Annotated in this window: 10 protein-coding genes; 7 read left to right on the top strand and 3 right to left on the bottom strand. The window is 65.1% G+C overall.

What is annotated here, in order from left to right; translation table 11 throughout:
• Nucleotides 1–87: 87 nt before the first annotated feature.
• From ACVZTU_RS13230 to deoC, 7 genes are all read left to right on the top strand, one after another.
• On the top strand, nt 88–1,155 hold the full coding sequence (locus ACVZTU_RS13230) for a BMP family lipoprotein (RefSeq protein WP_248283945.1): 1,068 nt from the start codon (nt 88–90) through the stop codon (nt 1,153–1,155).
• A 74-nt stretch (nt 1,156–1,229) separates the two neighbouring features.
• Nucleotides 1,230–2,789, top strand: a complete 1,560-nt coding sequence (locus tag ACVZTU_RS13225) for an ABC transporter ATP-binding protein (protein WP_139468459.1) — start codon at nt 1,230–1,232, stop codon at nt 2,787–2,789.
• Nucleotides 2,786–4,018 carry an ABC transporter permease gene (locus tag ACVZTU_RS13220; protein WP_482400548.1) on the top strand — a complete coding sequence of 411 codons (1,233 nt, stop codon included), beginning with the start codon at nt 2,786–2,788 and terminating at the stop codon, nt 4,016–4,018. Before ACVZTU_RS13225 ends, ACVZTU_RS13220 begins: the two co-directional genes overlap by 4 nt.
• 1 nt (nt 4,019) lies before the next feature.
• On the top strand, nt 4,020–5,303 hold the full coding sequence (locus ACVZTU_RS13215) for an ABC transporter permease (RefSeq protein WP_139468461.1): 1,284 nt from the start codon (nt 4,020–4,022) through the stop codon (nt 5,301–5,303).
• 74 nt (nt 5,304–5,377) lie between these two features.
• Entirely contained in the window at nt 5,378–5,884 is a 507-nt protein-coding gene (locus ACVZTU_RS13210; RefSeq protein ID WP_139468462.1) for a cytidine deaminase, read from the top strand.
• A gap of 130 nt (nt 5,885–6,014) precedes the next feature.
• On the top strand, nt 6,015–7,304 hold the full coding sequence (locus ACVZTU_RS13205) for a thymidine phosphorylase (protein WP_482400547.1): 1,290 nt from the start codon (nt 6,015–6,017) through the stop codon (nt 7,302–7,304).
• Nucleotides 7,305–7,438: 134 nt separating this feature from the next.
• Nucleotides 7,439–8,086, top strand: a complete 648-nt coding sequence (gene deoC / locus ACVZTU_RS13200; protein ID WP_376906428.1) for a deoxyribose-phosphate aldolase — start codon at nt 7,439–7,441, stop codon at nt 8,084–8,086.
• Nucleotides 8,087–8,156: 70 nt separating this feature from the next.
• On the opposite strand, the gene ACVZTU_RS13195 is transcribed toward deoC, so the two are convergent.
• The 3 genes from ACVZTU_RS13195 to ACVZTU_RS13185 all read right to left on the bottom strand — a co-directional run bounded on the left by ACVZTU_RS13195 (nt 8,157) and on the right by ACVZTU_RS13185 (nt 11,350).
• Nucleotides 8,157–8,573 (bottom strand): hypothetical protein, encoded by a 417-nt coding sequence (locus tag ACVZTU_RS13195; RefSeq protein ID WP_376906427.1) that lies wholly within the window; start codon nt 8,571–8,573, stop codon nt 8,157–8,159.
• Between the two features lie 94 nt (nt 8,574–8,667).
• Nucleotides 8,668–10,479 (bottom strand): phospho-sugar mutase, encoded by a 1,812-nt coding sequence (locus ACVZTU_RS13190; protein WP_482400546.1) that lies wholly within the window; start codon nt 10,477–10,479, stop codon nt 8,668–8,670.
• A 61-nt stretch (nt 10,480–10,540) separates the two neighbouring features.
• A complete protein-coding gene (locus ACVZTU_RS13185) occupies nt 10,541–11,350 on the bottom strand; it encodes a purine-nucleoside phosphorylase (protein WP_139908654.1) in 810 nt (269 codons plus the stop codon).
• Nucleotides 11,351–11,381 lie beyond the last annotated feature (31 nt).

Here is an 11,381-nt window from a genome sequence, read left to right as displayed (position 1 = left end):
GACAGTTCGTCCAGTGGTTTCACATTTTCGGTAGGGGCAGACAGGGCCCTCATCCGTGTGCACTGTCTGTATCAGAAAAGAGAAAACGTGAAGAAGCTCGCTTCAGCGGTGTCGATGATCGCCGCATCCGCCCTCGTCCTCTCGGCCTGTGGTTCAGGCGAAGGAGGCGAATCCGGTTCGGATTACCTCGCCTGCATGGTCTCCGACTCCGGCGGTTGGGACGATCAGTCCTTCAACCAGTCCGGTCGGGAGGGCATGGAGAACGCGAAGAAGAACCTCGGCATCGAAGAGAAGCTCGCCGAATCGCAGGGCGACGCGGACTTCGGGCCGAACGTCGACAACATGGTGCAGCAGGGCTGCAACCTCACCTTCGGCGTCGGATTCCTCCTCGAGGACACGATCCAGGAAGCCGCCGAAGCGAACCCGGACCTCAACTTCGCGCTCATCGACTCCACATTCTCCGACGCCGACGGCAAGCCGGTGACGATCGACAACGCCAAGGCAGTCGTCTTCAACACCGCCGAGGCCGCGTACCTGGCCGGCTATGTTGCGGCCGCGACCTCGGAGTCGGGCAAGGTCGGCACCTTCGGCGGCATCCAGATTCCGTCGGTGACGATCTTCATGGACGGCTTCGCCGATGGCGTGGACAAGTTCAACGAGGAAAACAAGAAGGACGTCAAGCTGCTCGGCTGGAACAAGGAGAAGCAGGACGGATCGTTCTCCGGTGACTTCGAGAACCAGGGCCAGGGCCAGGAGCTGACCAAGCAGCTCATTTCGCAGGGCGCCGACGTGATCATGCCCGTGGCCGGACCCGTCGGCCTCGGTGCCGCAGCGGCGGCGAAGGAAGCCGGCGACGTCAACCTCGTGTGGGTCGACTCCGACGGCTACGAGTCGACCGAATACGGAGACATCATCCTCACCTCGGTGGTCAAGCAGATCTCGCAGGCCGTCGAAGACACCATCAAGGAAGGCTCGGAGGACAACTTCTCCAATGAGCCCTACGTCGGTACGCTTGAGAACGAAGGCGTGGGCCTCGCTCCGTACCACGACTTCGAGGACAAGGTTCCCGAGGACGTGAAGAAGAAGGTCGAGGATCTGAAGAAGCAGATCGTCGATGGCAGCCTGGTCGTCGAGTCTGAGAGCACACCGAAGTAAGCTCGTCGGTTAAACTGCAGGGCCGAGTTCTTTCGGCCCTGCAGTTTTCAAGTTTGTGAGGAGAACCGGAAGCAGTGAAACTCGAGCTTCGCGGGATGACCAAGGTGTTCGGATCGTTCGTGGCCAACGACCACATCGATCTCACCATCGAACCGGGCGAGATCCACGCCCTGTTGGGTGAGAACGGCGCCGGCAAGTCCACCATGATGAATGTCCTCTACGGACTCTACGACGCCGATGGGGGAGAGATCCTCATCGACGACAAGCCGGTGAAGTTCTCCGGGCCGGGCGACGCCGTCGCTGCGGGCATCGGCATGGTACACCAGCATTTCATGCTCGTGCCCGTGTTCACCGTCGCCGAATCCGTGGCGCTGGGCTACGAACCGACGAAGAGCCTCGGGCTCCTCGACATCAGCGAGGCGCGCAAGAAGGTCAAGGAGATCTCTTCGCGTTTCAATTTCAACATCGATCCCGATGCCCTCATCGAGGATCTGCCGGTCGGCGCCCAGCAGCGAGTGGAGATCATCAAGGCCCTGTCCCGGGATGCCGAGATCCTCATCCTCGACGAGCCCACGGCTGTGCTCACTCCGCAGGAGACCGACGAACTGATCTCGATCATGCGCCAGCTCAAGGAGCAGGGCACGTCGATCGTCTTCATCACCCACAAACTCCGTGAGGTCCGTGCGATCGCTGATTCGATCACGGTTATCCGCCGCGGAAAGATCGTCGGCGAGGCCTCGCCGGAGTCGACTGAGACCGAGCTGGCCAGCCAGATGGTCGGCCGAGCCGTGTCGCTGACGACCGAGAAGGAGGCCGCCGATCCCGGCGATGCCACCTTCCAGGTGCGCGGACTCACCGTCGTCGACAAGGCCGAGAACGTCGTCGTCGACGATGTGTCCTTCGACGTCCGTCGCGGCGAGATCCTCGCCGTCGCGGGCGTCCAGGGCAACGGGCAGACCGAACTGGCCGAGACGATCATCGGTCTCACCGAACCGCGGTTGGGCACGATCACCCTCGACGGGAAGAAGCTCGTCGGGGATTCGGTCAAGGACCGCCTCGGTGCCGGTATCGGATTTGTTCCCGAAGATCGGTCGACCGACGGCATCATCGCGGAGTTTGCGATCCGCGAGAACATGATCCTCGACGTCTACGATCGTGAGCCCTATGCCAAGGGCCTGAATATGCGGTCGAAGGTCATCAACGAAGAGGCGAAGAAGAAGGTCGAGGAGTTCGACATCCGCCTCGGCAGCGTCTCCGATCCGATCTCGACCCTCTCCGGCGGAAACCAGCAGAAAGTGGTGCTCTCCCGCGAGCTCGGCCGCGATCTGCGACTGTTCATCGCCAGCCAGCCCACCCGCGGACTCGACGTCGGATCGATCGAATTCGTGCACAAGCGCGTCATCGCCGAACGCGATTCCGGCACCCCCTGCATCATCGTCTCGACCGAACTCGACGAGGTCTACGGCCTCGCCGACCGAATCGCCGTGATGTACGCCGGGCGCATCGTCGGCATCGTGGGACCCGAGACCTCCCGCGAAGCACTGGGCCTGATGATGGCCGGCGTTCCCGCCGACGAAGCCCTCGAGGCGACGGACGACGACTCAGCCACCACCTCGGCGGAGGAGACCAAATGACGACTGATATCTCACCGGCGGCTCCTTCCGCGGCACCGCCGCCGGAGTCCGAGACCGAGGACGGCAAGGAACAGACTCTGCTCCAGCAGATCATGTCGGGATCCTGGCTGGTCTCGCTGCTGGCGATCGTTCTCGCCCTTCTGTTCGGCGGTGTCCTCATCGCCGTGTCGAACGCGGAGGTCGTCGCGGCGGCCGAGAACTTCTTCGCCGCTCCCGGCGAGTTCTTCGCCACGCTCTTCCAGACCGTCGGCAACGCCTATTCGGCGCTGTTCCGCGGAGCGGTCTTCGACTGGGACGCACGCACCACCGAACGCGCCATCCGCCCCCTGACCGAATCGATGGTCTCGGGCACCCCGCTCATCCTCACCGGTCTCGGCATCGCCTTGGCCTTCCGCTGCGGTCTGTTCAACATCGGCGGTCAGGGCCAGGTCATCCTCGGCGCGACCATCGCCGGATTCCTCGGCTACGCGCTGCCGCTGCCTCCCGTCGTCCACATGCTCGTGGCCGCGATCGGCGGAATCATCGGCGGTGCGATCTGGGCCGGAATCGCCGGTGTCCTCAAGGCACGCACCGGTGCCAACGAGGTGATCGTGACGATCATGCTCAACTCGATCGCCGGCTACGCACTGGGCTACCTGCTCAAGCAGAGCTGGTTCACGCACACGACCTCGGCGAACCCGCAGTCCCGCGTCATCGACGACTCCGCGCAGATGTTCCTGCTGCTGCCACCGCCGTTCCGTCTCCACTTCGGCTTCGTCATCGCCATCCTCGCCACGATCTTCGTGTGGTGGCTGCTCGAACGCTCGACGATCGGCTTCGAGTTCAAGGCCGTCGGCGCGAACCCGCACGCGGCCCGGACCGCAGGCATCTCCGTGTCGAAGGTGACTATCCTCGTCATGATCGTCGCCGGTGCCCTGGCCGGACTCGGCGGTGCCGCTCAGGTGCTCGGCACCGAATACAAACTCACCGGCGGAATCAGCGGATCGATCGGCTTCGACGCCATCACCGTCGCCCTGCTGGGACGGTCGAAACCGCTGGGGACGTTCCTTGCGGGCCTGCTCTTCGGCGCGTTCAAGGCCGGCGGCTACCTCATGCAGTCCCAGACCGGTACGCCGATCGACATCGTCCTCGTCGTCCAGTCCGTCATCGTGCTGCTCATCGCGGCCCCGCCCCTGGTGAGGTCGATCTTCCGGTTGCCCACACCGGTGCTCAAGCGGAAGGAGGACTGAGATGACTGCTCAGACCATGGATAAGACACCTTCGACCCAGGTCAAGGCGCTTGCGCCGATCGCCTGGAAGTTCCCGATCGTCTATACGATCCTCGCCCTCGTCTCGCTCATCTTCTTCGGCTTCATCGGCCGTGACGGGGAGACGACCTTCCGGGTGGCCACCGGCGGAGACTTCTTCGCCATCCCCGACTTCGCCGTGTCCTCGACCGCGGCGGGGCTGACGCTGGGCATCCTGCTCATCATCATGGCCGCTGTGTCCATCTATGTGGCGATCAGGCGCATCGACCTCGGCTCGTGGTTCCCGATGCTCTTCGGCGTCATCTTCGTTCTCTCCTTCCTCGCCTGGGCCGGCGGCGGATCCGGAGGCGTCATCCCGCTGACGACGCTGCTCGCCGGTGCCCTGGCACTGTCCGTGCCGCTGATCTTCGGCGCCATGTGCGGTCTCGTGGGAGAACGTTCGGGCATCATCAACATCGCCATCGAGGGCCAGCTGCTGGCCGGTGCGTTCCTCGCCGCGGTGGTCGCCTCGGTGGTGAAGAACCCCTACGCGGGACTGCTCGCCGCTCCCATCGCCGGTGCCCTGGTCGCCGTGGTGCTCACCTTCTTCGCGGTGAAGTACTGGGTCAACCAGATCATCATCGGCGTGGTCCTCAACGTCCTCGTCGTCGGCATCACGAGCTTCCTCTACTCGACGGTTCTCACCCAGGACCCGGGACTGTGGAACTCCCGCCAGAAGCTGCCGAACCTGCCGATCCCGCTGCTCTCGGACATTCCGGTGCTCGGACGGGTGCTGTTCGACCAGAACATCCTCGTCTACATCATGTACGTCGTCGTCATCGCGCTGCAGATCTTCGTGTTCCGCTCGAAATGGGGTCTGCGGATGCGCGCCGTCGGTGAGCACCCGAAGGCGGCGGACACCGTCGGCATCAAGGTCAACTTCACTCGTGTGCGCAATACGCTGCTCGCCGGTGCCATCGCAGGCCTCGGCGGTGCCTTCTTCACCGTCGGCTCCGGATTGGCGTTCGGCAAGGAGATGTCGGCAGGACAGGGCTATATCGCCCTGGCCGCGATGATCCTGGGCAAGTGGAACCCGAAGGGTGCGTTGTTCGCGGCCCTGCTGTTCGGATTCTCCAAGAGCCTCGGCAACACTCTGCAGTCCATCGGCACCCCGGTGGCCAACGAGCTGCTGCTCATGCTGCCCTACATCGTCACAGTCTTCGCTGTCGCCGGATTCGTCGGTCGGGTCCGCCCGCCGGCCGCGGAAGGTGTGCCCTACGTGAAGTGAGCCCCGCCTCGGCGATGGATCGGCATTTCCCCTCGATCACCCCACAGTCACCACCCGAAGGAAGAGATATCCCCATGACTGCCCCCGAACCCCGCGCTTCCGCACCCGAGTCGACCGACCCGGTCTGGAGCGAGGAACCCACCCCGGTCAGCCCCGAAGACCTCAGCGAAGGCACCTGGGAGCTGCTGCGAGCCGAGGCGACACGGGCGATGACGAAGGCCTATGTGCCGTACTCGAACTACCCTGTCGGAGCCGCCGGTCTCGTCGACGACGGTCGCATCGTCGGCGGCTGCAATATCGAGAATGCCTCGTTCGGGGTGACTCTGTGCGCGGAATGCTCGCTGGTCTCCGAGCTGTTCATGACCGGCGGGGGCCGCCTCGTCGCCTTCGACTGCGTGGACGGAGAGGGCAACACCCTCGTTCCCTGCGGGCGATGCCGACAGCTGCTGTTCGAACACGGCGGCAACGAGCTCGTCATCAACATGCCCAGCGGACGCGCCCCGATGTCCGTGGTCCTGCCCGAAGCCTTCGGCCCCGAACACCTGGCCGGGGCGCACGACGGCCATGAGGCCAAGCACTGACGAGTCCTACCCCCGCCGAGGCGGCTGTGGCCCGGAGTGTCACCACAGGGATTGATGACAACGAAGATTTCGACGACAACGCACGCATCGTCGACAACACAGATTTCGACGAGAACGAAGGATTGAGACCGTGAGCGTAGAAGCATTCGACACCGTCGACGTCATCGCCGCAAAGCGAGATGGCCGAGCCCTGAGCAAGGAGCAGATCGACTGGGTCATCGACGCCTACACTCGGGGTGCTGTCGCCGAAGAGCAGATGGCGGCCCTGGCCATGGCGATCTTCATCAACGACATGGCACCGGTTGAGATCGCGCACTGGACGCAGGCGATGATCGACTCCGGTGAGCGCATGGACTTCTCGTCCCTGTCCCGGCCCACCTCGGACAAACATTCGACCGGGGGAGTCGGCGACAAGATCACCCTGCCCCTGGCCCCGCTCGTCGCCGTCTTCGACGTGGCCGTCCCACAGCTCTCCGGCCGCGGCCTCGGCCACACCGGAGGCACCCTGGACAAGCTCGAATCGATTCCCGGCTGGCAGGCGGGACTGAGCAACGAGGCGATCGTCGACCAGCTCGAGGACGTCGGCTCCGTCATCTGCGCCGCCGGATCCGGATTGGCGCCGGCCGATAAGAAGCTCTACGCCCTGCGCGACATCACCTCGACGGTCGACTGTATCCCGCTCATCGCCTCCTCGATCATGTCGAAGAAGATCGCCGAGGGCACCTCCGGTCTCGTCCTCGACGTCAAGGTCGGCTCCGGTGCGTTCATGAAGGACCTGGCGAAGGCTCGCACACTCGCGCAGACGATGGTCGAACTCGGCAAGGCCGCAGGCGTCAACACCTCGGCGCTGCTGACCGATATGTCCACGCCCTTGGGCCTGACCGTCGGCAATGCCCTCGAGGTCCGCGAATCCGTCGAGGTCCTCGCCGGCGGCGGACCCGCCGACGTCGTCGATCTCACCGTGGCTCTGGCGGAGGAGATGCTGCGCCTGGCAGGCAAGACCGATGTCGATGTTCGAGCCGCGCTGGCCGACGGTCGGGCCATGGACAAGTGGAAGCAGATGATCCGCGCCCAGCACGGCGACCCGGACGCCGATCTGCCGGTCGCCGAGCACACTGAGGTCGTCACAGCGACCGACTCCGGGGTGCTTACGAAGCTCGACGCGCTGGGCGTCGGGGTGGCATCGTGGCGTCTCGGCGCTGGACGGGCACGGAAGGAAGACCCGGTCCAGGACGTGGCCGGAATCGAACTGCACGCCAAACCAGGGGACACGGTCACGGCCGGTCAGCCGCTCATGACACTGCACACGGCGACCCCGGAACGGTTCGAGCGCGCCATCGAGGCTTTGGAGTCCGCGGTCGAGATCGGCGGGGATGCCGCCTCGGTGCCGGAATCGATCGTCTTCGACACGATCACCTGAGCCGAATCGCACACTCTCAGCACTGCCGCGCGGCCGCTGGCCTCGCTACGCTGGACCTGATGACTCTGCGCGGCACCTGCACGCGCAACCATGCACGACCACGCAAGCTTGCACGACCACTTCTGGAGGACCGAATGACCAGCCGCACCGATGTCGCGAACATCATCGACCACACCCTGCTCAAGCCCGAAGCGACCCGCGCCGACGTCGATGCCCTCGTGGCGGAGGCGAAGGAGCTGGGCGTGCTCGCGATCTGCGTGTCACCGTCCATGCTGCCGGTCACCGATCCGGGTGAGCTCGTCGTGGCGACCGTCGTCGGGTTCCCCTCCGGCCAGGTGAAGCCGGAGATCAAAGCCGCCGAGGCTGCTCAGGCCGTCGCCGACGGTGCTGCCGAAGTCGACATGGTCATCAACATCGGACAGGCCGTCGCCGGGGACTTCGACGGACTCGAGGCTGATATCCGCGGCGTCGTCGAGGCCAGCGGGGACGCCCTCGTCAAGGTCATCATCGAATCGGCTGCGCTCAACGACGAGCAGATCGTCGAGGCCTGCCGCCGCTCGGAGGCCGCAGGAGCCGGATTCGTCAAGACGTCGACCGGTTTCCACCCGGCCGGAGGCGCCAGCGCTCATGCTGTGTCTCTCATGCGCGAGACCGTGGGCGACCGCCTCGGCGTGAAGGCCTCCGGCGGAATCCGCACCGCCGAAGCCGCCGAAGAGATGATCGCCGCCGGCGCGTCCCGCTTGGGCCTCTCCGGCAGCGCCGCAATCCTCAACTCCCTCTAATTACTACCTGACGGCGGCCCAGCTACCTCGCGCGAGGTAGCTGGGCCGCCGTCAGGTAGTTCTGGGAGTGTCAGAGGGCGATGGCTTCCCGGATCTTAGTGACGGCCTTCTGCGCCGTTCGCTGTTTGATGAGGCCCTCTTTTGCATGGGCCGCGATCCCCAGGGTCGACTCTCTCCGGTCGAGTACGACGATGACGTAGGCCGGATTCATCGACGCGAAGCCTGATCCGATGACACCGCGGATGGTGACGACAGGGTCGTCGGTCGCAGGAGCGTGTGCGGACACCAGCTGAGTCACCTGATTGAGAACGCGTTCGGTCTCATCCGGTGGAACTTCGATGACGGCGTGATGGGTTTCGGTCTTCAGCCGCTTCGCCGACCACTCGGCACCGAGTCGACCGGCACCGAAGACGCTGCTGCTTTCGCCCAGTGATCCCAGCAGGCTGGTCAGAACCGCGTCGACCTCTGGATCGTGAGGAACGTCCATCGTCGCCTCCTTATTACAGCTACTGGCCCTAAATACTACGTGACGGCGGCCCAGCAACCTCGCGCGAGGTTGCTGGGCCGCCGTGAGGTAGTAATTAGAGGGCGAAGAAGGTTTTGAGCTCGGTGGTGATCGAGTTCAGGCGCTCCGTTAGGGCCGGTTTGAGCGAGGCGCTGGCCGAGGCGGTCGGCAGGCGCACTCCGGCGCTGGCCGCAGCACGTGCATCGGCCTCGGCCGCAGCCTGGATTTCCGAGGGTTCGGCGACGACCTCGAGATAGCATTTCAGTTTCGGCTCGGTACCCGAAGGACGCACGATGACCCGCGAGTTCGACTCCGAGAGGAGCAGGATTCCATCGGTCGGCGGCAGCCCCTCATACCCTGCCGACAGGTCGTGGACCTCGGCGACCGGGGAGCCGGCAAGAGCGGCCGGAGGGTTCTCACGCAGCTTCGCCATCGCCGTGCCGATGAGAGAGACATCGTCGAGACGGAAACTCAGCGGAGCGGTGGCGAAGTATCCGTCGCGATTGCGGATGCGATCGAGCTCGGCCTCGATGCTGCTGCCCGCAGCCTTGAGCCGTGAGGCCAGCGCTGCGAACGTCACAGCCGCCGAAATCCCGTCCTTGTCGCGTACGATCATAGGGTCGACGCAGTAGCCGAGTGCTTCTTCGTAGCCGAAGACAAGCCCGAGACTGGCACGAGATATCCACTTGAAACCAGTGAGTGTGTTCACTGCGGCGAAACCGTGGCTCTTAACCGCAGCCGCGAGAGCCCGGGAGGACACGATCGAGTTCGCGAAAACGGCGCCGTCTGAACCGCTTTCTGCGAGTCGGCCGGCGAGGTCCTCACCCAACAGCAGCCCCACCTCGTCGCCGGAGAGCTGACGGTAGCCGATGGCCGCCGACTCATCGGGGATGGCCGCAGAGAACCGGTCTGCATCCGGATCGTTGGCGATGATGAGTTCGGCACCGACCTCACGGGCCAGGGCAAAGGACTCATCGAGTGCGCCGGCTTCCTCCGGGTTCGGGAAGGACACCGTCGGGAAGTCCGGATCCGGTGCCTGCTGGGAGGCCACCGGGTGGAGGTTTGTGAACCCGGTGCGGGTCAGAGCAGCCTCGGCGACTCCGGCACCGACACCATGCAGCGAGGTCAGCACGATCGAGAGATCCGACTCCGCCCGGACACCCAGATCGTCGATGCGCGACAGATAGTCCTCGACGATCGACTCGTCGAGATGTTCCCACCCGGACTCCGCACGTGACACAGACGCCACGGACTCGACTGCTGAGATCTTTTCGGCGATGAGCGCATCGGCCGGGCTGACGATCTGCGCTCCGGCACCCGCTTCGGCGTCGGCCTCGGATCCGATCGCCTGCAGCGGACGCTGTCCCAGGTAGACCTTGTAGCCGTTGTCAGCCGGTGGGTTGTGGCTGGCCGTGACCATGACTCCGGCATCGGCCCCGCGCTGCGACAGCGCGAAAGCCAGCAGCGGGGTCGGCAGCTGCTCGGGCAGCTGAATCGCGACTCCGCCGGCGGCGGTGATGACGGCGGCAGTGTCGGCGGCGAACTCCGCGGACTTGTACCGAGCATCGCACCCGATGACGACTTGGAAGCCCTCACCGACGGTGTCTGCGAGGAATGCGGCCAGTCCGGCGGCGGCACGGATGACGACGGCTCGGTTCATCCGGTTAGGGCCGGCGGCGATCTCGCCGCGCAGACCGGCCGTGCCGAAGACGAGGGGACCGGAGAACCGGTCCTCGAGATCGGCGACCGCCGCCTCGTCGCCGCTCTCGGCCTCGGCGAGGATGTGCTCCAAGGAGATGGCCGTCTGCGGATCAGGGTCGTCGGCGATCCAGGCACGGACCACCTCGGCGTCGAATCCATTCGTGAAGCGGTCGGCTACGCGGGTCATATGAGGTCCTTTGCGAATTCGCGGTGGCGGGGCGGGGGAGCGCGGAGTGGGGCTGGCCGTCTCAGAGCTTCGCGACGATGTCGGCGAGCAGACGGGAGATGCGCGGGGCGGCCGCGGCTCCGGCTTCGATGACCTCTGCATGAGAGAGCGGGGTCTCCTGGATGCCGGCGGCAAGGTTCGTCACCAGCGAAATTCCCATGAGTTCGAGCCCGGACTGACGTGCGGCGATGGCCTCCAACGTCGTCGACATTCCCACCAGATCGGCACCGAGGACCCCGGCCATGCGCACCTCAGCGGGGGTCTCGTAATGAGGTCCGCGGAACTGTGCGTACACGCCCTCGTCGAGCGTCGGGTCGATCTCCTTGGCGATGGCTCGCATCCGCGGGGAGTACAGATCGGTGAGATCGACGAAGTTCGCGCCCTCGATCGGAGAGGTGCCGGTGAGATTGATGTGATCGGAGATGAGCACCGGAGTGCCGGGCCCCCAATTGCGGTTGAGCCCGCCGCACCCGTTCGTCAGCACCAGCGAGGAACAGCCGGCAGCCGCGGCGGTGCGCACACCGTGGGCAACCGCCCGGACACCCTTGCCCTCGTAGTAGTGGGTGCGCGATCCGAGGACGAGCGCATGCTTGCCGCTGGCTTCGATGCGCACCGTGCGCAACGTCGCGCCGTGGCCCTCGACGGCGGGGGCGTGGAATCCGGGGACCTCCGCCGCGGAGATCTCGGCAACGGTCTCGCCGAGGAGGTCCGCCGCCCCGCCCCAACCGGAGCCGAGTACGAGCGCGATGTCATGGGCTTCGATGCCCGCGTTCGCGTTGATGGTCGTGGCCGCGGCGTGCGCGGCGGCGGTAGGATCGCTTAAGTCAGTCATGACGCCAAGATTATCAAGTTCCCCACCGCCC

The sequence above is a fragment of the Brevibacterium sp. OS20 genome (assembly GCF_056837565.1).
This window is presented reverse-complemented; position numbering and strand designations above follow the sequence as displayed.